The organism is Microbacterium sp. CFH 31415 (assembly GCF_022538185.1).
Taxonomy (GTDB): domain Bacteria; phylum Actinomycetota; class Actinomycetes; order Actinomycetales; family Microbacteriaceae; genus Microbacterium.
This window is the reverse complement of record NZ_JAKYXC010000012.1, coordinates 1-21,221: the sequence shown is the minus strand read 5'-3', so window position 1 is coordinate 21,221 and position 21,221 is coordinate 1. Positions and strand designations below refer to the sequence as shown.

At 69.9% G+C, this 21,221-nt stretch carries 21 protein-coding genes; 6 read left to right on the top strand and 15 right to left on the bottom strand.

From position 1 onward, the window contains the following. Positions 1-26 precede the first annotated feature (26 nt). Both MK786_RS13565 and MK786_RS13560 read left to right on the top strand, forming a co-directional pair. The gene (locus MK786_RS13565; RefSeq protein WP_241112770.1) at positions 27-1,331 is read left to right on the top strand and encodes a UDP-glucose/GDP-mannose dehydrogenase family protein; all 1,305 of its coding nucleotides are present in this window, start codon (positions 27-29) and stop codon (positions 1,329-1,331) included. A 169-nt stretch (positions 1,332-1,500) separates the two neighbouring features. Further along, a complete protein-coding gene (locus MK786_RS13560; RefSeq protein ID WP_241112769.1) occupies positions 1,501-2,010 on the top strand; it encodes a hypothetical protein in 510 nt (169 codons plus the stop codon). A 39-nt stretch (positions 2,011-2,049) separates the two neighbouring features. Here the strand turns inward: MK786_RS13560 and MK786_RS13555 are convergent, their stop codons facing one another. Continuing rightward, a complete protein-coding gene (locus MK786_RS13555) occupies positions 2,050-2,766 on the bottom strand; it encodes an endonuclease/exonuclease/phosphatase family protein (protein ID WP_241112768.1) in 717 nt (238 codons plus the stop codon). Between the two features lie 194 nt (positions 2,767-2,960). Between MK786_RS13555 and MK786_RS13550 the strand changes: the two genes are divergently transcribed. After that, complete coding sequence (locus MK786_RS13550) at positions 2,961-3,797, top strand: response regulator transcription factor (protein WP_241112767.1); 837 nt, start codon at positions 2,961-2,963, stop codon at positions 3,795-3,797. Positions 3,798-3,900: 103 nt separating this feature from the next. On the opposite strand, the gene MK786_RS13545 is transcribed toward MK786_RS13550, so the two are convergent. Beyond that, positions 3,901-4,386: a glycosyltransferase gene (locus MK786_RS13545; RefSeq protein ID WP_241112766.1), complete on the bottom strand. Its 486-nt coding sequence runs from the start codon at positions 4,384-4,386 to the stop codon at positions 3,901-3,903. A 155-nt stretch (positions 4,387-4,541) separates the two neighbouring features. On the opposite strand from MK786_RS13545, the gene MK786_RS13540 reads away from it, so the two are divergent. Then, complete coding sequence (locus MK786_RS13540; protein WP_241112765.1) at positions 4,542-6,221, top strand: cell wall metabolism sensor histidine kinase WalK; 1,680 nt, start codon at positions 4,542-4,544, stop codon at positions 6,219-6,221. Beyond that, positions 6,218-7,384 (top strand): hypothetical protein, encoded by a 1,167-nt coding sequence (locus MK786_RS13535; protein WP_241112764.1) that lies wholly within the window; start codon positions 6,218-6,220, stop codon positions 7,382-7,384. Before MK786_RS13540 ends, MK786_RS13535 begins: the two co-directional genes overlap by 4 nt. A 24-nt stretch (positions 7,385-7,408) precedes the next feature. On the opposite strand, the gene MK786_RS13530 is transcribed toward MK786_RS13535, so the two are convergent. From MK786_RS13530 to MK786_RS16485, 3 genes are all read right to left on the bottom strand, one after another. After that, positions 7,409-8,257: a tRNA pseudouridine(38-40) synthase TruA gene (locus MK786_RS13530; protein ID WP_241112763.1), complete on the bottom strand. Its 849-nt coding sequence runs from the start codon at positions 8,255-8,257 to the stop codon at positions 7,409-7,411. A gap of 71 nt (positions 8,258-8,328) precedes the next feature. Beyond that, a complete protein-coding gene (locus tag MK786_RS13525; RefSeq protein WP_241112762.1) occupies positions 8,329-9,762 on the bottom strand; it encodes a mechanosensitive ion channel domain-containing protein in 1,434 nt (477 codons plus the stop codon). Between the two features lie 7 nt (positions 9,763-9,769). Beyond that, positions 9,770-11,947 carry an adenylate/guanylate cyclase domain-containing protein gene (locus MK786_RS16485; protein WP_241112761.1) on the bottom strand — a complete coding sequence of 726 codons (2,178 nt, stop codon included), beginning with the start codon at positions 11,945-11,947 and terminating at the stop codon, positions 9,770-9,772. A 181-nt stretch (positions 11,948-12,128) separates the two neighbouring features. On the opposite strand from MK786_RS16485, the gene MK786_RS13515 reads away from it, so the two are divergent. Continuing rightward, positions 12,129-14,207 (top strand): acyltransferase family protein, encoded by a 2,079-nt coding sequence (locus MK786_RS13515; protein ID WP_241112760.1) that lies wholly within the window; start codon positions 12,129-12,131, stop codon positions 14,205-14,207. A 161-nt stretch (positions 14,208-14,368) separates the two neighbouring features. Here MK786_RS13515 and rplQ read toward each other — a convergent pair whose 3' ends face one another. The 10 genes from rplQ to secY all read right to left on the bottom strand — a co-directional run bounded on the left by rplQ (position 14,369) and on the right by secY (position 21,086). Beyond that, entirely contained in the window at positions 14,369-14,926 is a 558-nt protein-coding gene (gene rplQ, locus MK786_RS13510; protein ID WP_241112759.1) for a 50S ribosomal protein L17, read from the bottom strand. 42 nt (positions 14,927-14,968) lie between these two features. Then, a complete protein-coding gene (locus MK786_RS13505) occupies positions 14,969-15,958 on the bottom strand; it encodes a DNA-directed RNA polymerase subunit alpha (protein ID WP_241112758.1) in 990 nt (329 codons plus the stop codon). A 150-nt stretch (positions 15,959-16,108) separates the two neighbouring features. Continuing rightward, the gene (gene rpsK / locus MK786_RS13500) at positions 16,109-16,507 is read right to left on the bottom strand and encodes a 30S ribosomal protein S11 (RefSeq protein ID WP_056117708.1); all 399 of its coding nucleotides are present in this window, start codon (positions 16,505-16,507) and stop codon (positions 16,109-16,111) included. Between the two features lie 33 nt (positions 16,508-16,540). After that, positions 16,541-16,915 carry a 30S ribosomal protein S13 gene (rpsM, locus tag MK786_RS13495; protein WP_241112757.1) on the bottom strand — a complete coding sequence of 125 codons (375 nt, stop codon included), beginning with the start codon at positions 16,913-16,915 and terminating at the stop codon, positions 16,541-16,543. A gap of 164 nt (positions 16,916-17,079) precedes the next feature. After that, complete coding sequence (gene rpmJ / locus MK786_RS13490) at positions 17,080-17,196, bottom strand: 50S ribosomal protein L36 (protein WP_005050492.1); 117 nt, start codon at positions 17,194-17,196, stop codon at positions 17,080-17,082. 63 nt (positions 17,197-17,259) lie between these two features. Further along, positions 17,260-17,481: a translation initiation factor IF-1 gene (gene infA / locus MK786_RS13485; protein ID WP_018171468.1), complete on the bottom strand. Its 222-nt coding sequence runs from the start codon at positions 17,479-17,481 to the stop codon at positions 17,260-17,262. A gap of 147 nt (positions 17,482-17,628) precedes the next feature. Next, complete coding sequence (locus MK786_RS13480) at positions 17,629-18,318, bottom strand: thioredoxin domain-containing protein (RefSeq protein WP_241112756.1); 690 nt, start codon at positions 18,316-18,318, stop codon at positions 17,629-17,631. An 8-nt stretch (positions 18,319-18,326) separates the two neighbouring features. Then, positions 18,327-19,166: a type I methionyl aminopeptidase gene (gene map, locus MK786_RS13475; protein ID WP_241112755.1), complete on the bottom strand. Its 840-nt coding sequence runs from the start codon at positions 19,164-19,166 to the stop codon at positions 18,327-18,329. A 4-nt stretch (positions 19,167-19,170) separates the two neighbouring features. Next, positions 19,171-19,764 carry an adenylate kinase gene (locus MK786_RS13470; RefSeq protein WP_241112754.1) on the bottom strand — a complete coding sequence of 198 codons (594 nt, stop codon included), beginning with the start codon at positions 19,762-19,764 and terminating at the stop codon, positions 19,171-19,173. Then, positions 19,761-21,086, bottom strand: coding sequence for a preprotein translocase subunit SecY (gene secY / locus MK786_RS13465; RefSeq protein ID WP_241112753.1), 1,326 nt, complete (start codon positions 21,084-21,086; stop codon positions 19,761-19,763). The genes MK786_RS13470 and secY overlap by 4 nt, the downstream gene beginning before the upstream one ends. Between the last annotated feature and the right edge of the window lie 135 nt (positions 21,087-21,221).

Sequence of the window (21,221 nt, the reverse complement as noted above, 5' to 3'; positions counted from 1 at the left end):
CGGTGCAGTCACCGCGAAGGGACATCATGCGCTTATCGGTCATCGGCTGCGGCTACCTCGGCGCCGTTCACGCGGCGGCGATGGCGTCCATCGGCCACGATGTGGTCGGCATCGACGTCGACGCGGAGAAGGTCGACGCCCTCTCACGCGGACTCGCGCCGTTCTTCGAACCCGATCTGCAGAAGCTCCTCGAGGCCGGAGCCGCCTCCGGCCGGCTGCACTTCACCACTGACATCGCCGCCGCCGCAGGCGCGGACGTGCACTTCCTCGCGGTCGGCACGCCGCAGCAGCGCGGCGCCCACGCCGCCGACCTCACGTACGTCGACGAGGCGGTTGAGGCACTCATCCCGCACCTGCGCCCGGGCGACGTCGTCGCCGGCAAGTCGACCGTGCCGGTGGGCACCGCCGCGCGCCTGGCCCCGCTCGTCGAGGCGACCGGGGCGCAGCTGGCCTGGAATCCCGAGTTCCTCCGCGAGGGCTGGGCGGTCAAGGACACCATCGAACCCGACCGTCTGGTGATCGGCGTCGGGCCCGACGCGTCGGCCGCCGTCAGCGCGCTCCGACGGGTCTACGCCCCTGCCGTCGCGGCGGGGACGCCGTTCATCGTCACCGACTGGGCCACCGCCGAGCTCGTGAAGGTCGCCGCCAACGCGTTCCTCGCGACCAAGATCTCGTTCATCAACGCGATGGCAGAGATCGCCGAGGTCACCGGCGCCGATGTCACGCAGCTCGCCGACGCCCTTGGTCACGACGCGCGCATCGGCCGGCGCTTCCTCGGTGCCGGGATCGGATTCGGCGGGGGATGCCTCCCCAAAGACATCCGCGCCTTCGCCGCACGCGCGGAGGAGCTGGGCCGCGGCGATTCCGTCGCGTTCCTGCGGGAGGTCGACGCGATCAACCTCCGACGCCGCGACCGAGCGGTGGAGCTGGTGGTCGAGGGGCTCGGAGGCTCGGTGTTCGAGAAGCGGGTCACCCTGCTCGGCGCCGCGTTCAAGCCCTACAGCGACGATATCCGCGATTCACCCGCCCTCGACGTCGCGGCGCGGCTGCGCGGACTCGGGGCCGACGTCACGGTCACCGACCCCGCCGCACTCGACAACGCCAGGCGGCAGCATCCGCAGCTGTCATATGTCGACGACCGCGACGAGGCGATCCGTGGCGCCGACGCGATCGTGCTGGTGACCGAGTGGGACGCCTACCGGCGCGAACTCACCCCCGAGCACGCGTCGACGCTCACCGACGGCCGCGTCGTCGTGGACGGCAGGAACGGGTGGGATGCCGCAGGCTGGCGCGCCGCCGGATGGACCTATCTCGGCATGGGCCGGCCCTGACGCAGGCGGCAGCGGACGCGAAGGGGCCGCGGCGCAGATCGAGCGCGCACCGGGCATCCGAGAGTTCCTCGGCTTCGATGTACGAAATGCCGCCCTCGGTGCTCCTCACGAGCAAGGCCTGTCGTCGACCCGGCGACGAGGCATGCTCATCTCGATCGAGGAGACCCCGATGCCTGCATCGCCCACGTCGTCGCGCCGTCCGCGACGGATCGTCCGCACCACCCCCGTCATCGCCACCGCCGACGACGGGCTGAACCCCGCTCCCCTCGACCTCGAGGCCGCCCTGCGCGCCGCGGTCGTCGAGGCCGGCGAGGAGATCGCCCGCGCCGAGCGCGCGCTGGGGCGCAGCCGCGTCGCCCGAGCGCGGGCGGCAAGCGACCTCGAAGAGCACGTTCACCCGCTGACGCTCGACGAGGCCGAGCGCGCACGGCTGCGGGCCGCCTACGCGTCCGCCGACGCGGACGTGGCCGCGAAGCAGTCCGCCCTGGCCGACGCGCGCGCCTTCGCCGAAGCCGCCCTCACGGTCGCCGACGCGCTGGAGCTGCGCGCGGTGCACGGCGACATTGAGCAGACGTTCTCGTCAGCCGACGAGCCTCGCCGCCAGCGCGCGCTGAGCCGGGTGACGGCCGACGCCACGGGGACCCGGGCCGCGGCATCCGCTCTCCCGCGCTCCGCGTGATCCCGTCGCAGCCGGAACGTCCGACGTCGCTGTCGCGGCTCAGGACGCCTCGGCCCGCGGCGGCACCTCGAGCGCCCGAGCCGTGCCGGTCAGCGGCCGGGCCGTCACGAGGATCGGCAGGTGGTCGCTGAGGCCCTGAGGCAGCGTGCGCACCCGGTCGATCTCGAACCCGACGGACGTTGCGAAGTCGTAGTGGCCGCGGAAGAACCGGTACCGCGTGTAGGTGCGGGAGTCGCTCAGATTGAGCTCGTACCCCTGCTCGCGCACCTTCTGGCCCAGGTGCTCCTTGAAGACGGGGTAGTTGTAGTCGCCGACCATGAGGGCGGGGAGGCCGTCGCCCAGGCTCTGCAGCTCAGAGAGGGCCGTGCGGATCTGGTGACGCCGCAGCGAGTTGAGGGCGGTGAGCGGGGCAGCGTGGAACGAGGCGACGATGAGCTCTCGCCCGTCGTCGATGTCGTGCAGGCGCACGCCCAGCAGTCGCTCCTCGGCGGGCTTCAGCACCCGGTCGTGCAGTGACTTCTTCAGCGCGAGGGAACGCACGTCCACGGCACGGTAGGTGTTCTCGCGGTAGTAGACCGCGAGCCCGAGCCGATTGCGCTGGGTGGCGTCGGCCAGCCGCAGGCCCGAGATGGTGTCGGGGATGTCCGTGGTGTCGGCCTCCTGCAGGCACAGCACGTCCGCGCCGTGGCGCTCGACCAGATGGACGAGCTCGCCCACCGCGCGGTGCTTCCGGAGGTTGTACGAGATGACCTTCATGTGAGGACCACGATACGAGGGATCGGCGTCCTCGTCGTCGTGCCGACGGCGAACGCACAGCACACTCATGGCGGGCCGCGGATCTTAGGGCTCCATGCGGTGCGTGGTGTGTAGCATCGGATAACCGCGCGCGCGCGGACGGCTGGGGAGCCGCTGGGGCGAACGAAACTCTGATGCGAGAGGCCTGCGCCGACATGAGCCCTACTGCCGATGCCGTGAAGACCGCGGTCATCATCGAGGACGATCCGGAGATCCGGCTCATCCTCTCCGAAGTGCTCGAGTCGGCCGGCTTCTCCACGGTCGCCGTGGGCAACGGCGTCGACGGTGTCCGTGCCGTGCTGACGTACCGCCCCCTGCTCACGACGCTCGACGTACGGATGCCGGGCATCGACGGCTTCGAAGCCGCGCGTCGCATCCGCGCCCGCTCCGACACGTACCTCATCATGCTCACCGGACTCCAGGACGAGGCGGACGTGATCGCGGGCCTGGGGGCGGGCGCAGACGACTACCTGCTCAAGCCCTTCCGCCCCCGCGAGCTGCGTGCCCGCGTCGAGGCGCTGCTGCGTCGCGCGCGCACCGCGCCGGCGCAGGCGGCTGCGCCTGCGGAGGCGATGGATCCGTCCGGCGCACCCGCCGCAGCCCTGCCCGCCGCAGCCGACGCAGGTGTCACCGACGCGGTGCCCGGCGTCGCAGCCGACGACGGGGAGTGGCTCGTCCACCGCGACCTGAGCCTGCACCCCGAGAACCGGATCGTGCTCGTCGACGGCGAGGATCTCGACCTCACCCGCACCGAGTTCGACCTCCTGGCGGCGCTGCTCGAGTCGAAGCGGCGCGTCCGCAGCAAGGCCGATCTGACGCTCGTGCTGCGCGGCGAAGCATACGTCACGAGCTACTACGTCAGCGACGCTGACAAGCGCGCGATCGAGGCCCACATGACGAATCTCCGGCGCAAGCTCGGCGACAGCCCGACGAACCCGCGCTACATCGAGACCGTTCGCGGCGTGGGCTACCGGCTCACGTCCGACGCATGACGGGCCTCATCAGTGAGGGGGCCATCCTTCCCCAAGAGGATGGCCCCGTCACTTCCCCCACCGGACTCCCCAGCCCCGGCATCCGACGCGTTTCGGGTCCGCGTCAGACCTTCTCTCCGCTCTCATGACGGATAAGCGTGAAGAACATGCCGAGCGTCCTCGTGTCGGACATCGCCTCGGACTCGAGGTGCTCGATCACCCGCTCGCCCACGATCGTGTCGCCGTCGACGCCGAGAAGATAGTCGTAGCCCTCCACCAGCGTGCAGCCGTAGTCGAGTGCGCTCGCCGGCGCGTCGTGGCCCCGGCCGATGTCGTGGACGAACACCCGGGTGGCCTGCGCGCCCAGCGCCGTGATGACGTCACGCGGCCCCGCATAGCGGGAGGCGATCTCGACGGTGGCGTCGGAGGTGTCGCTGACGACGACGTGGATGACGTCGGGCACTCGGGTCTGGTGCAGGAGCGATTCGATCACGCCGGCGACCGACTCGGCGGCGTCGCGGGCGAGGATGAGGCAGCCGATCGTCGCACGGCCCGCGACTGCGCGATCCACCGCGCTGTCGGCGGTGATGCGGGCAAGGGCGGCGGTCATCTCGAGTCCTTCGTCGGGGGCTGGCTTGTGGGCTCCACTCTGCCCTCCCGACCGCAAGCAGTCCTGCGACCGAGGTCGACGTACGCCTCCTTCTTGCGCAAGGTTCGCGCAAGGAATGCGCAAGGCCGGCCCGGGGCGATCGGCGGGCGGCGCCGATGACGCTCAAGAGAGTCGCCTCCAAGGCATCCCCGGCGATTGTGGACGACCAGACGCTCTCCGCCCCCGACACGCGCACGCGGTCGATCTGGCTGACCCAGCTCGTGCTCGCCGCGAGCGTCGTCATCATCGGGGTGCTCGTCGTCGCCCTTCGGCCCTCGCTGTTCGGTGTGTGGAACTTCGTCGTCGGCATCCTCGCGATCATCGTCGTCACGGTCGCGACCCTCGCTGTCCCGTGGGCGCGCCTCCCCCGGGAGTCCGTCCTGGTCGTGGTGTTCCTCGACACGCTTGCGATCGGCCTGATGGCCAGCAGCACGGAACTGCGCTTCGGCTACCTCTGGGTGTTCCCGGTCATGTGGGTGGCGATGTACTTCCCGGCGACGATGCTGGGCGCGGTGCTCGCCACCATCGGCGTCATCCTCCTCCTCGACTCGACGTCGAACCCCGACAGCAACGCGGCGCTGCGCGTCTTCATCGTCCTCCTGTCGCTCGGATTCATCGGCATCACCGCCCACCTCGCGATGCGTCAGATGCGTGCGCTGCGGCGCGTGCTGCAACGTCAGGCGCGCCGCCTCTCCGAGACGCTCGACCGTCGCTCGGGGCAGGAACGCCGTACCAACGAGATCCTCAACGGTGTCGATGCGGGTGTGGCGCGGGTCTCGCTGTCCGGATCGCTGCTGATGGTCAACGACGCCTTCGCCCGCCTGTACGGGCTCGATCCGCGGGACGTCAGTCAGCCCGCCAAGTCCGTCGAGTACACCGGGCTGCGCGGCATGCCGGTGCCGCTCTCGGAGCGACCTCTCGCACGTGCGGCGCGGGGCGAGATCTTCACCGACGCCCGCGTGTGGGTGTTCACGGCCGGTGGCGAGTGGCGCGTGCTCTCCGTGAGCTCGAAGCGGCTCAGCGGGCTGGACCGCGAAGACGCCAGCATGCTGCTTCTCGCCTACGACGTCACCGCGATCACCCACGCCCAGCGCGAGCGCGAGCGCCTGTCGGCCATCGCCTCGCACGAGCTGAAGCATCCGCTCACCGTGATGATCGGCAACGCCGACCTGGCGCTGGAGGACCCCGACCTCAGCCCTCGCATCCGCGAGCGCCTCGAGACCATCCTCCGGGCCAGCGAGCGCGTGCTCGAGATGACGTCGAGCATGCTCAAGTCGTCGCGCACCGCGTTCGAGGGTCGGGAGTCGTACGACGACATCGACGTCAGGCAGATCGTCGTGGACTCGGTGGACTCGTTCCGCCCCACCGCCACCGCCCACGACGTGACGATCGCTCTCGACGTGACCGAGCCGCTGCCCGCGACAGCGGACGGGTTCCGGATGCGCCAGGTGATCGACAACCTCGTGAGCAATGCGATCAAGTACACGCCTCGGGACGGCGATGTGCGCGTCGCCGGGTCCATGGATGGCGACATGGTCACGCTCACCGTCTCCGACACGGGCATCGGCATCTCACCCGACGACCTGCCGAGCATCATGACGCCCTACTTCCGCACCGACACCGCAAAGGACACGGCGAGCGGAACCGGTCTGGGGCTCGGAATCACCCGCGAGATCATCACCGCGCACGGCGGCACGCTCGCGATCGACAGCGAACTCGGATCGGGCACGACGGTGACCGTGCGGCTGCCGAGGTTCGCGCCCGCTCCGCGGGGCGCAGAGAAGGAAGACTCGTGAACGACGTCGACATCGCCGTTGGTCTCGGCATCGCCCAGGCCGCCATCGCAACCCTGGCGACGATGCTCACGATCGGCATCGCGTTCCTCGGCAAACCCTCGCGCGCCACACTCTTCTGGTCGTTCGCCTTCGCTCTCGCCATGGTGTCGACGTTCGGCGTCGCGGCGGGCGCGGCCGCCGAGGCCGAGATGGTCCGCCGCATCTTCCTCGGCGTCCTGATGGGTGCACCCGCCCTGCTGTGGTCGGGCTTCCGCGCGTTCTGGGGTGTGCGGGCTCTCTCCTGGGTCGGTCCCGTGGTGGGAGCCGGATCGGCGGCCTTGCTCGTCGCCGCCGGCGACACGATGTGGTTCAGCCCTGCATACCGTGTGGCGTTCTTCGCCGCGTCGGTGTGCGCCGGCCTGTTCTTCGTCGACTGGGTGCGGGTTCCGGCGCGGCGCGATAGGGTCGCGCTCCCGTTCGCGATCATGTCGCTCGCCTTCTTCGCCGCCGGCGCCGCGAACGGCATCGCGGGCTTCGTCTTCCCGGCGACCACGGGCGACGACCTGGCGCTCGTCCGCCTCGTCGCCTCGATCGGGATGCTGGCCTACACGGCCTGCGCCCTCGTCGCAGTGATCGGCATCTCGACGCGCGACTCCGCGTTCGCCCGCAGTTCAGAGGCGCCTGCAGGCTGGCAGCGCTTCCAGCTCACCGCGGCCGAGCGCCTCTCCCGTGCTCGACTGTCGGGCGAGCCGTGGTCGGTCGTGTACCTGCAGCTGGACGATGCTGCCGAGATCCGTCAGATGGGCGGCGCGACCGTGCTCGGCGAGCTGTCCCGGCGGTTCCTCGACACCGTGCGGTCGGTCTTCCCGGCCGAGGCCGACGTCGCATCGCCGACACCGGGCACGGCGGTCGTGCTGCTGCCCCGCAGCGACGCCGCCGTCCGAGATCACCTGCGGACGGTGCTGGAGCGCATCTCGAGTCTCGACGTCGACATCTCGCTGCCCATCCGCCCCTCGGCGAGCGCCGGATGGGCGCCGGTCTCCGTCGTGGGCTACGACCTCGACGCCCTGCTGTACATGGGGCGCGAGGCTGCCACCCTGGCGAGCGAGAACGGCGGCGATCGGTGGGAGCGCGTCGGCGTCACGGTGACAGACCGCCTGCTCAACCCGTTGCAGCGATCCTGACCAGGCGCGCCGACCAGGCCGCGCTCACTCGCGATCGCGGCGCGCACGGGTCTGCTCCGCGCGCTGCGCCAGCAGCTCGTCGTCGGGATACCCGACCGCGGTGAGCGTGAGACCCCTTGCCGCCAGCACCTTCACCTCGGGGACGCGCTCCAGGCCGTCGCGGATCTCGAGCAGGTCGCCGGGGTCGAGGCGGCCCTCCCCCACCGCCACGCAGCCGCCGACGAGCGCGCGCACCATGCTGTGGCAGAACGCGTCAGCCTTGACCTGGGCCAGGAGCACGCCGTCGCGGTCGCGGCGCCAGTCGAACTCGAGCAGCGTCCGGATGGTCGTCGCCTCCTCGCGCGGCTTGCAGTAGGCGGCGAAGTCGTGGAGCCCGATGAGCGACCGGGCCGCGGCATCCATCGCCTCTCCGTCGAGGACGGCGCGCACCGTGGTGGTGCGATGGCGCTCGAGCGGGTCGTACCCCGACACGCTGTCGGCGATGCGGTACTCGTAGCGACGCCAGACGGCCGAGAAGCGGGCGTCGAATCCTTCCGGCGCGAGGGCCGAACGGCTGACGACGACGTCGGAGTACGCCCCGACCACCCCGCTCAGGCGCGCGGCGAGGATGCCGACCGGGTCGGCGGCGGCGCCGGCGCGCGGACGCCGGGAGAACAGGCGCTGTCGTTGCGCCTCGTCGAGGTCCACGTGGGCGACCTGACCGGTTGCGTGCACGCCGGCATCGGTTCGTCCGGCGACCACGAGGCGGGGATCGCCGCCGAGCACCCGGGCGAGCGCGCTCTCGAGCGTCTCCTGCACCGTGCGGAGCCCGGGCTGTCGAGCCCAGCCCCGGAAGTGCGTGCCGTCGTAGGCGATGTCGAGGCGGATCCGCACGGCCCCAGCTTAGGCGCCGGCGTCCGGAGGCTGCGCCACCACGGGAGCCGGGGCGCAGCCGTGAGGAGTGGTCAGCCGAGCACGTGCCGCCCGCGCGGGAAGTTCCCGCCGGCCGCCTGCAGAGCCGTGCGGGCCAGCCGGACGCGGTTCTCGCTCTCCCGTACGATCTCACGGGCGACGACGGGATGCTGCCGCACGATCTCGTCGAGCACGGAGACCGGCACCACCACGACGTCGACCTCGCTCAGCGCGACGGCCCGCGAGATGGTCTGGGTGCGCGAGAGCGCCGTCAGGCCGACCGCGTCGTCGGGCCCGAGGACCGTGATCTGCACGAAGCCGTCGTCGTCGGTCGGGATGCCCAGCATGACGCTGCCCGCCAGGATGAAGCGGGTCTCGGTCGGCACGACGCCCGGACGCAGGATGGACTCGCCCGCGCAGTAGCGCTCGAGCCGCGCGTGCGCGGCGAGCGCGTCGACCTCTCCCGTCTTGAGGCTCAGCGCCGGAGCGATCTTCCTCAGGCCGTCCTGCAGGTGCGCCGGCGTGCGCCAGTCGTCGCTGAGGTCGCCGTCCAGGTGCAGGTCGGCACGCCTCGCCGCGTACCAGACGCGCGTCGCGAAGGCATCGTGGACGGCGTCGCGATCGCCGGGCGTGCGCAGGGGGATCGCGACCGCGTACCGCCCGCCGGTCAGCGTCGTCGCCGTCGGCTCGCGGTCGGGTGCGATCAGCGGGATGTCGCGCGCCACGGCGACGAGGACCTCGCGCACGCGCCCGGGCGGGTCGTCGCTGCCGAACGACAGCTCGACCACCGCCGCGTACGGGTCGGGACTGCGCGAGAGATTCGCGAACGACCCGTCGGCGAGTTCCGCTGTCGGCATGACGACGATGCCGTTCCCCGTATCGAGGTGGATCGCCCGCCAGTTGACCTCGACGATCTGTCCGCGGGTGCCGCCGGTCTCGATCCAGTCGCCCAGCTCGAAGGGCGCCTCGAAGACGAGGAAGAGTCCCGAGACGACCGAGCCGACCGCGTTCTGCAGCGCGAGCCCGACCACGATCGAGGTGATGCCGAGGGCGGCGAACACACCGGCCACGTCGGCGTCCCAGACCCACCAGAACACCGCCGCGATGCCGAGGATGATGAACACGAACCGGATGAGGTCGCTGAAGATCGTCGGGAACCGGTCGCGCCACGAGCCCTTCTCGGCCCGGTGGAACACGAGGTGGTTGATGGCGTTGATGGTCACGACGATCACGAGGAGCCCGAAGACCGTCCAGATGACGCGCGGCCAGGTTCCGCCGCCCTGCCAGGCGCCGGGCTGACTGATGAGCACGAGGATGCCCGCGACCGGCACGAGGTAGTTGCGCACCATCAGCACGATCGGCGCCGCGCGGCTGCCGCGGCGGGCGAGCGCGTTGTGGAACTCGGTCAGGCCGATGAGGGCGAGCGGAAGCCCCACCGAGACGATGACGGCGGGCCAGAACCATGGCTGCGAGACGATGTCGGCCACCGCTGCCTCACCCCTCCACCGTCACCACGGGGGCCTCGACCTTCCACACGCGCTGCGCACCGCTCTGCGTCTGGATGTCGCCGGCGGGCTGCACGGGGATCGAATCGGGGAGGCGGTCGGCCACACGCTGCGTCACGTAGATGCCGGGCTCGTCGGAGTCTCCCTGCACGCGGAACGCGAGGTTCACGGCATCCCCCCACATGTCGTACACGACCCGAGCACGACCGATCAGTCCGCTCGTGACCTGCCCGGCGTCCAGACCCGCGCGCAGGCCGAGCTTCACGCCCTGCTGCGCCGAGTAGCGCTCCAGGATCGAGTCGAGCTCGAGGGCGAACTCGACGGCACGACGCGCGTTGTCGACGCGCGGCGTGGCCAGTCCGCAGCTCGCGAGGTAGCTCTGACGCGTGGTGCGCACGCGTTCGACGCCGTGTCGCTCGGCTGCCTCGTCGAACGAGCGGACGAGGTCGTTCAGGCGCGTCACCGCCTCTTCGGACGACATCGTCAGGGCCAGCTCCTCGAAGCCGACGATGTCGGCGAAGACGACCGTCACGTCATCGCTGTCCTGCGTGATCGCGTCGTCGCCGTGCTTGTAGCGGTCGGCCATGCCCTCGGGCATGAACGACAGGATGAGCTGCTCGTTCGCCTTCTCCTGCTCCTCGATGAGCTGCGACTTGACCTGCAGGCTGCGGCTCATGTCGTTGAACGCGTGGGCGACGTCGGCGAGCTCATCGCTCGAGCCGGCGTCGACCTGCACTCCCTCGTCGCCCGCGGCGATGCGCTGTGCGGCGGCCTTCAGCCGGCGCAGGGGACGCACGAACACCTGGGCGAGCACCAGCGAGAGCAGGCAGACGAAGATGATCATGCCCGCCGTCGACAGGATGAGGTTGCGCGTGAAGTCCTCGACGGGGACGAGCGCCTCGGCCGAGGTCTCCTGCGCGATGATGACCCAGTTCAGGCCGTCGACGTTGAGCGGCGCGAACGCCACCAGGCTGTCGCGACCGAGGTAGTCGCGCTCGAGCAGGGTGCCCTGCTCGCCGGCGAGCGCGCGCGTGACGGCTTCGCCCGCGATGGTCTGCTGCATGAGCGTGTTGCCGTTCTGCACGCTGAGCGCCGCCGTCGCGGGCGCGAGACCGGCGGCCACGGAGGTGCGCTCGTACCCCTCGGGATCGTCCAGCAGCTGGCGGGAGATCGAGCGCATCAGCAGGTCGCGTCCGACGAGGTAGGTCTCGCCTGTCACGCCGAGGCCGTTCATCTCCCACTCACCGCCGACCGTCATGACCTCGTTGATCCGATCGATGGGCAGCTCGATGGCGAGTGCACCGATCACCTCGCCGTCGTCTGCGATCGGCGTGACCGCCCACCCCGCGGGATTGGCGAGACTCGGGCTGTACGGCGCGAAGTCGGCGACCGCGACGTCGTCGATGATGTTGCGGTCCATCACCTCGCGATACGCGACCGCGAGGTTCGACAGCCGGTAGGGGCCGTCGAAGAGGTTCGTGCCGAGGTCGACCCCTTTGAAGGCCGTGTAGACGACGTTCCCCTCGGTGTCGAGCATGAGGACGTCTTCGAAGTCCTGCAGCTCTGTCATCGCGCGATAGTAGGGGTGGTAGCGCGCGTGCGCCTGCGACCACGCGCTGCCGTCACCCGCATCCGCGGTGAGGATCGCGTCCTCCCAGTCGTCGTACGGGATCACGTACCGGTGCTGCAGATACGTCTGCGCCGCCCCGCGCGGCGCGAACGACGAGCCGTCGACGGACTCTCCGGTCGCCTCGGCGAGGTCGGCGGCGAACGTGTCGCGGTAGTACTCGTCGACGAGAGCGGATGCCGCGGCATCCGTCTCCTGCTGATCCAGCTCCGCGAAGCCGGCCGTGAACGCGCGCGCCGCCTGTCGGCTCGTCTCGTTCATGGCGCTCAGCCGCACCGCGTTCTCGATCGAGCGGAACAGCTGCGTGACCTCGCGGGCGCGGTTCTCGCGGATCTCGACGAGCTTCTCGTAGGCGATGGTGCGCAGCGCCTCGGTTCCGTTGACGTAGCCGATGACCCCGACGACGATGCTCGAGAGCACGCTCACCGAGAGCAGCATGATGAGCAGGATCGAGTAGATCGAGAGGCCGGCCCGCCGGCGAGCGCGCGGTGTGCCCACCCACTCGGTGGGTGCCACCGTCGGCGTCGCCTGCTCGGACACGTCGTCCCCCTCGTGCGCCGCCCCCGGCGCAGGAAGCAATCCCCAGTACCCCGCTGCCCCGAGGTTGCGCCCAGACTAGCGCTCGCGTTCGTTCGTGGGATAGAGGTCGAGAGGACCCGCGCAGATACTCCCGGACGGCACGAGAACCCGGCTTAGAATGGCATCTCGCCCCACGAAACCCATGACGTCCCTCGCGCTCGCACCACCTTCATCCCGCTACGCGGGCCTCGACGGTCTGCGTGCGGTGGCGGTCGCCCTCGTGCTCGTCTATCACCTCTTCCCGCCGGCGCTGCTTCCGGGCGGCTTCGTCGGTGTCGATGTGTTCTTCGTCATCAGCGGCTTCCTGATCACGAGCCTTCTCCTGCGCGAGCACGAGAGCACCGGGCGGATCCGCTTAGGGGCCTTCTGGGTGCGCCGCGCGCGACGCCTGCTGCCCGCGATGGCGCTGGTCGTCACGGTGTGCTCGTCGATCGCATGGCTGATCGGCGGCGACGTGCTGCTGCGGCTCGGCGAGCAGGTGCTCGGCGCGGCGACCTTCAGCTACAACTGGGTGTCGATCAGCGGCGACGTCGGCTACTTCGGGTCTGGCGCGCCCGAGCTGTTCCGCAACTTCTGGTCGCTGGCAGTCGAGGAGCAGTTCTACGTGCTGTGGCCGCTGGTGCTGCCGCTGTTCCTGCTGCTCCCCCGCGGCGCGGTGCGCGCGGCGTGCGCTGTGGGCCTCGCGGCGGCCTCCGCCGCGTGGATGGCCGGTCTCGTGTCCGCCGGCGGCGACGTCACGCGCGCGTACTTCGGCACGGACACGCACTCGTTCGGGATCCTCCTCGGCGTCGCGCTCGCGTTCCTCCTCGACGGGCTGCTTCGGCCGCGGCACGAGGTCGCCGCTGCGCCGCTCCCCGCCGTGACCCCGCCCCCGGGCTGGACGATCGTGCTTCCGTCGTCGCTGCGCACGGCGCCGGCGACCCGGGCGTCGTGGATCGAGTCGAAAGCGGCGCGCACGGTGACCGGCTGGCTCGGCATCGTGTCGCTTGCCGGGATCGCCGTCTGCGCGTCGCTGCCGGCGGGCGACGACGCGGCCACCTTCCCGGGTGCGCTCCTGGCGGCGAGCGTGTTCACGGCCCTCGCTATCGTCGCCGGGGTCTGGCCAGGTTCGTGGTTCGGTCCTGCCCTCGACGTGCGCCCGCTGAAGTGGGTCGGCGACCGCTCGTACGGCATCTATCTGTGGCACTGGCCGTTGCTGGTGCTCGCCACCGCAGCTCTGCCGGCGTCGGGCACCACGGCCCCGATGTGGATCGGGCTGGGCGTGCTCGCCGTCACGCTGGTCGCCGCCGAGGCGTCGTTCCGCTTCGTCGAGACCCCGGTGCGCCGCCTGGGGTTCCTCGCGTCGCTCCGACGACTGCGCGACCTGGTGCGCGCAGGCAGCCGCGGGCGCCTGCGCGCGATCGGCGTGGTCGCGGCCGGCGTGCTCGTGCTCGGCGGTACGTCGGCGGCGATCGCTGCCGCGCCCACGGAGTCGTCGGGCGAGAGCGCCGTCGCCGCAGGACAGGCCGCGCTCGACGAGGCCAACCGCCGCCCCACTTCGACGGCGACGCCCACGCCGACGGCGACGGCGGCTTCCGAGACCCCGGCGCCCGTGGTCGCCGACCCCTCGCCGACCGGCAAGCCCCTCACCACGAAGCCCTCGCCCGTTCCGCAGCCCACGCCCGTCGTCGGCGGCGAGATCAGCGCGGTCGGCGACTCGGTGATGCTCGCGTCGGTGCCGGCGCTCTTCGAGCGACTCCCCGGCATCCAGGTCGACGCCGAGGTGTCGCGCTCGACCTGGGCGGGACCCGGCATCCTCGAGGGACTCGCTGCCCGCGGCGAGCTGCGTCGCTACGTGGTGGTCGCTCTCGGCACGAACGGTCCCGTCGATCAGGACGCCCTCGCCCGCATGGCTGAGATCGCCGGCTCCGACCGGCACCTCATCCTGGTCAACGCCTACGCTCCCCGCGACTGGATTCCGGGGGTGAACGCCGATCTCGCGGCCTTCGCGAAGTCGCACCCCGGCGTCGTCGTCGCCGACTGGTCCGCGGCCATCTCCTCGCGCACCGACCTGCTCGCGGGAGATTCCATCCATCCCGACGCCGGGGGCGCGACCGTCTTCGCGGAGATGGTCGCGCGCAGCGTCGACGCCGTGGAACGCGAGCGCGCGCAAGACCAGTATGAGCGCGAGCTGCGCCTGTACGAGCGGCTCACGCACCGTCCCCTGCCGATCGCGCAGTGAGCCGCGCGGGGCGCGTCCGCTCTCCCGGGCCCCGCGCGCACGCACCCGCGGCCGCCCGCAGACGCAGCGAGACCCGCGGCCCCGAAGGGCACGCGGGTCTCGCGGTGCAAGGGTGGTCGCGCGTGGCGCGACCTGCCGGGCGGCGGGGCCCGGCGGCCCGATTACTCGGACTTCTCCTCGGCGGGAGCCTCGACGGCGTCCTCGGCCGCAGCCTCGGCGGCAGCGCCCTCCTCCGGCGACTCGGCGCCGGCCTCGGCGGCCTCGTCGGCGGCGGGGGTCTCGTCGGCCTCGGGAGCCTCGTCCGCGGCCGGAGCGGCGGGCTTGGCTGCAGCCTTCTTCGACGACTTCGCCTTCGGCGTGACGGGCTCGAGGACGAGCTCGATCACGGCCATGGGCGCGTTGTCGCCCTTGCGGTTGCCGACCTTCGTGATGCGGGTGTAGCCGCCCTCACGGTCGGCGACCAGCGGAGCGATCTCGGTGAACAGGACGTGCACGACTTCCTTGTCACCGATGACCGAAAGCACGCGACGACGCGCATGCAGGTCACCGCGCTTGGCGAACGTGATCAGGCGCTCGGCGAGCGGACGCAGGCGCTTGGCCTTGGTCTCGGTCGTCTTGATCGACTTGTGCGTGAACAGCGCAGCGGCGAGGTTCGCAAGCAGCAGGCGCTCGTGGGCGGGACCGCCTCCGAGGCGGGGACCCTTGGTGGGCTTAGGCATTCTCAGTTACTCCAGTGTGAAAAGTCGGTCGGGTGCCGGTACTCAGACGGTCTCGTCGTCGTAGCCGCCGTAGAAGTGCGCACCGTCGAACCCGGGCACCGAGTCCTTCAGCGACAGGCCGAGCGAGACGAGCTTGTCGCGCACCTCGTCGACCGACTTCTGACCGAAGTTGCGGATGTTCATGAGCTGCGTCTCGGACAGGGCGACGAGCTCCGACACGGTGTTGATGCCCTCGCGCTTGAGGCAGTTGTACGAGCGGACCGAGAGGTCGAGGTCCTCGATCGGCATCGACAGCTCGTTCGAGAGCACGGTCTCGACCGGCGCCGGGCCGATCTCGATGCCCTCGGCCTCGACGTTGAGCTCGCGGGCCAGGCCGAAGAGCTCCGTCAGGGTGCGACCGGCCGACGCGACGGCGTCGCGCGGGGCGATCGAGGGCTTGCTCTCGACGTCCAGCACGAGCTTGTCGAAGTCGGTGCGCTCGCCGGCACGCGTGGCGTCGACGCGGTAGCTCACCTTGAGGACCGGCGAGTAGATCGAGTCGACCGGGATCTGGCCGGCCTCGGCGTACTCGTTGCGGTTCTGGGTCGCCGACACGTAGCCGCGGCCACGCTCGATGGTGAGCTCGAGCTCGAACTTCGCGGTGTCGTTGAGCGTCGCGATGACGAGCTCGGGGTTGTGCACCTCGACACCGGCCGGAGCCGAGATGTCGGCGGCGGTGACCTCACCGGCGCCGGTCTTGCGAAGGTACGCCGTGATGGGCTCGTCGCGCTCGCTGGAGACGACCAGCTGCTTGATGTTGAGGATGATCTCGGTGACATCCTCCTTCACACCCGGGATGGTGCTGAACTCGTGGAGGACGCCGTCGATGCGGATCGACGTCACTGCTGCACCGGGGATGGACGACAGGAGGCTGCGACGCAGCGCGTTGCCGATCGTGTAGCCGAAGCCGGGCTCGAGCGGCTCGATGACGAAGCGGCTGCGGAACTCCCCGATCTTCTCCTCGGTCAGAGTGGGACGCTGTGCGATGAGCACTATGTGTTCCTTTCGATCACGTGCCCGCTATATGACACGTGCGGTGGGTGAGAGGTGTTGAGTTTTTCTCAGGGCAGCCGCAGATCGAGATGGCGGATGCCGGAAGCGTGCGGTAGCCGGGGCACCGCAAGGTGCCCCGGCTCCGGAAGATCAGACGCGGCGGCGCTTGGGCGGACGGCAGCCGTTGTGGGCCTGCGGCGTCACGTCCTGGATCGAGCCCACCTCGAGGCCGGCGGCCTGCAGCGAGCGGATCGCGGTCTCGCGGCCCGAGCCCGGGCCCTTCACGAAGACGTCGACCTTCTTGACGCCGTGCTCCTGCGCCTGGCGGGCAGCCGACTCGGCGGCCATACCAGCGGCGTACGGGGTCGACTTGCGCGAGCCCTTGAAGCCCACGCCACCCGACGAGGCCCAGCTGATGACAGCGCCCGAGGGGTCGGTGATCGAGACGATCGTGTTGTTGAACGTCGACTTGATGTGGGCCTGGCCCAGCGCGATGTTCTTCTTTTCCTTGCGACGCGGCTTGCGCGCGGCGGTCTTGGCCTGTGCCATTGCTTTGCTCTCCTAAACCCTGGGGGCCGCGCCTTAGCGCGCCTTCTTCTTGCCGGCGACGGTGCGCTTCGGGCCCTTGCGGGTGCGAGCGTTCGTCTTCGTGCGCTGACCGCGCACCGGAAGGCCGCGGCGGTGGCGCAGACCCTCGTACGAGCCGATCTCGACCTTGCGGCGGATGTCGGCGGCAACCTCACGGCGGAGGTCGCCCTCGACCTTGAAGTTGGCCTCGATGTGGTCGCGGAGCGCGATGAGCTGGTCGTCGCTGAGGTCCTTGACGCGGATGTTCTCGTCGATCCCCGTCGCCTTGAGGATCTCGTTCGAGCGGGTACGGCCAACGCCGTAGATGTACGTGAGGGCGATCACCACGCGCTTGTCGCGCGGGATGTCAACGCCGGCAAGACGTGCCATGCGGTTCTCCTATGGAGTGAGTGGAGGTGTGGAGCAGGGCCGGTGCCCGGGCCTCCGCCCGAGGTGTCCCCCGCGAACGGGTTCTGGTCCTGCCTTGTGTATCCGCGTCCGAGACGCGGGTGTTCAGTTGTCAGCATCGGGCTGCGCCGGGGCGCAGCATCCGATCAGCCCTGGCGCTGCTTGTGACGCGGGTTGCTCTTGCAGATCACCATGACGCGACCGTGGCGGCGGATGACCTTGCAGTGGTCGCAGATGGGCTTGACGGAGGGGTTGACCTTCATGATTTCCTGTTTCGCTGTCTTCGCCGGGCGCGCGCGAGCGCGGGGCGTTACTTCTCGACCGGTCTAGCGGTAGCGGTAGACGATGCGCCCGCGGGTGAGGTCATAGGGGCTGAGCTCCACGACCACACGGTCCTCGGGGATGATGCGGATGTAGTTCTGCCGCATCTTGCCGGAGATCGTCGCGAGGACCTTGTGCCCATTGCTCAGCTCGACGCGGAACATCGCGTTCGGAAGAGCCTCGGACACGACGCCCTCGATCTCGATGACACCGTCTTTCTTCGCCATACGCTCGCTATCACTCTTGCAGACCGGTCGGTCTGCGGTGGATGGGATTGGTGGTGCTTGGACACGCCGATGAAGGCGCAACGCACCAAAGATCAAGCATACGTGATATCGGATGCCTCGGCAAACCGGGCCCGGGCCGCCGAGCGCCTACTCGAAGAGCGTCGAGAGCTGGCCCGGCTCGGGGAGCGTCGAGTTGGCGATGACCTCGCCGTTCACCGCGATCGTCGGCGTGCCGATGCCGCCGGCTCCGGGCTGCACCGGGGTGTCCTGCGTGATCGCCGTCACGTAGTCGGCGTAGGTGCCGTCGTTCACGCACGCGTCGATGCCCGTCACGCCGACCGATGCGGCGATCTCGAGGATCTCGTCGTCGGTGAGACCCGACGTGCCCTCCTGAGGCTGGCCTACGAACATCGCGTTCATGAAGGGGACGGATGCGTCGGCCTCCGCCACCGCCACGCAGTACATCGCGTTCGCCGCCCGGGTCGAGAACTCGGTGCCGCGCGACTGGCCGTCGAGGATCGAGATCGGGTGGATGCCGTGGGTGATCGCGCCGTCGTCGACGAGCCCCTGGATCTCGGCGCCGAAGACCTGCTCGAACTGGTTGCAGATCGGGCACATGAAATCGATGTAGGTGTCGAGGCGGTCCTCACCCTCGCCCACCAGGATCGCGCCGGTCTCGCTGTCGATGTTCGACGCGGTCGGGGTCTGCCCCGGCTCGGGGTTCGAGCCCTGGTTGTTCAGGCTCACGACCAGCACGGCGACGAGCACGAGAGCGATGACCACTCCGACGCTCACCCAGATGGCGAACCAGTTGACCCTGCGCGAACCCTCGGCCATGACCTCTCCTACGCGATCTCCACCGGCGTGATGCCGAACGGGGCGAGCCCCGCCGCACCGCCGTCGGGTGCAGTCAGCACCCAGATGCCTCCATCGTGCACGGCGACGCTATGTTCCCAATGGGAGCCCGCGGTGCCGTCCGTCGTCGACACCGTCCAGCCGTCGTCTTCGACGAAGGTCGCCTGATCGCCGATGACGACCATGGGCTCGATCGCCAGGACGAGACCGGGGCGCACCTCGGGTCCGGGGTCCGACACGCGGTAGTTGAACACCGACGGAGCCTCGTGCATCTTCCGTCCGATGCCGTGGCCCACATACTCGCGCAGGATCCCGTATCCGCCGTCAGGCGCGTTCGCCTCGATGTGACCCTGGATCGCGCCGCCCACCTCGCCGATGTGCGAGGCCGTCGCGAGCGAGGCGATGCCCGCCCAGAGCGAGCCCTCGGTCACCTCCGACAGCAGCCGCCGTTCAGCGACCACGTCGGGCCGGGACGCGTCGTCGAGCACGACGGTGAACGCCGAGTCGCCGTTCCAGCCCTTGAACTCTGCGCCGGCGTCGATCGAGACGATGTCGCCGGGCTCGAGGGCGCGGTCACCCGGGATCCCGTGCACGACCTGCTCGTTGACCGACGCGCAGATCGTATGGCGGTATCCGCGGACCATCTGGAAGTTCGACTTGGCACCGCGAGCGGTGATGAGAGCGGATGCCGCGGCATCCAGCTCACCGGTCGTCACCCCGGGCGCGATCAGCGCACGGACCGAGTCCAGCGCGGCTGCGGTGATGAGACCGGGCTCCACCATCGCGCGCAGCTGGGCGGGCGTCTTGTAGATCGAGCGGCGGAAGGACACGGACTCAGGCCGCAGCGGAGCGGTTGAGGCCACGGGCCTCGAGCGCCGAGATGATGCGCGCGGTGATGTCGTCGAGCGAGCCGACGCCGTCGATCTGCACGACGATCCCGCGCGCGCCGTATACGCCGAGGATCGGCGCCGTCTCGCGCTCGTAGATCGCCAGACGGTTCGCGATGACCTCTTCGGTGTCGTCGGTGCGACCCTGTTCCTGCGCCCGCAGCGACAGCCGCGCGATGCTCTCGTCACGCGGGACGCTGAGTTCGATCACGGCGTCGAGCTCTTCGCCGCGCCCCTCGAGGAACTCGTCGAGGTGCATGACCTGCGTCACGTTGCGCGGGTAGCCGTCGAGCAGGAAGCCGACCTCGGCGTCGTCCTGCGAGAGACGCTCGCGCACGACCGCACTCGTCAGCTCGTCCGACACCAGGTCGCCCGCCTCGATGATCGCCTTGACCTGGGATCCGAGCTCAGTTCCTTCGGCGACGGCCGCACGGAACACGTCGCCCGTCGAGATCGCCGGGACGCCGAACGCCTCGGCGATCCGCACGCCCTGCGTTCCCTTGCCCGACCCCTGGGGCCCCACGATGAGAAGGCGCGTCATCGGAGGAGCCCTTCGTAGTGGCGCTGCTGCAGCTGAGCGTCGATCTGCTTCACGGTCTCGAGGCCGACGCCGACGATGATGAGGATCGAGGCGCCGCCGAACGGGAAGTTCTGGTTGGCGCCGACCGTCGCGAGGGCGATGAGCGGGAGGAGGGCGATGAAGCCGAGGTACAGCGAGCCGGGCAGCGTGATGCGCGTGAGCACGTAGTCGAGGTACTCGGCGGTGGGGCGGCCGGCACGGATGCCGGGGATGAACCCGCCGTACTTCTTCATGTTGTCGGCGACCTCGACCGGGTTGAACGTGATCGCGACGTAGAAGTAGGTGAACCCGACGATGAGCAGGAAGTACACCAGCATGTAGATCGGGTGATCGCCGTTGGTGAAGTACTGCTGGATCCACGAGACCCATCCCGGGATCTCGTTGTCGGCGTTCGGCTGCATGTTGAACTGGGCGATGAGCGCCGGGATGTACAGCAGCGACGAGGCGAAGATGACGGGCACGACGCCGGCCATGTTCACCTTGATCGGGATGTACGTGTTCGTGCCGCCGTACGTGCGACGGCCGACCATGCGCTTGGCGTACTGCACCGGGATGCGTCGCTGCGACTGCTCGACGAAGACGACGAGGGCGACGACGACGATGCCGACGGCCAGCACGAGGAGGAAGACCTCGAAGCCGCGCGACTGCCAGATGGCCCACATCGACGCTGGGAAGGCTGCGGCGATGGACGTGAAGATCAGCAGGGACATGCCGTTGCCGATGCCGCGCTCGGTGACGAGCTCCGCGAACCACATGATGAGGCCGGTGCCGGCGGTCATCGTGATGATCATGAGGAGCTGCGCCCACCACGCGTCGTTGGTGAGGAGCTGCTCGCACTCGGGGATGCCCGTGGTGCCGAAGAGCTGGCCGCTGCGGGCCACCGTCACGAGGGTCGTCGACTGCAGCAGTGCAAGTGCGATCGTGAGGTAGCGCGTGTACTGGGTGAGCTTCGCCTGGCCCGACTGGCCCTCCTTGTAGAGGGTCTCGAAGTGCGGGATGACGACGCGCAGCAGCTGGACGATGATCGTCGCCGTGATGTACGGCATGACGCCGAGCGCGAAGATCGACAGCTGAAGCAGGGCGCCGCCCGAGAACAGGTTGACGAGCGAGAGCAGACCCTGGGTGCCGGCCGAGGCGGACAGACAGGACTGCACGTTCGGGAAGTCGACGAACGGCGCCGGAATGTGGGCGCCGAAGCGGTACAGGGCGATGATCGCCAGGGTGAATGCGATCTTCCGCCGAAGGTCGGGTGTGCGGAAGACCCGCGCGATGGCGCTGAACAAGAGGATGCCTCCAGAGGGGATGCCGGCACGCACGGCGACGCGCCGACGTCCAGGGTAACCCAGTGGGGGGGGGGGGGGGGGGCGGGCCCCCCCCCCCCCGGGGGGGGGGAGGGGGCGGGCGCCCCCGACCACAAA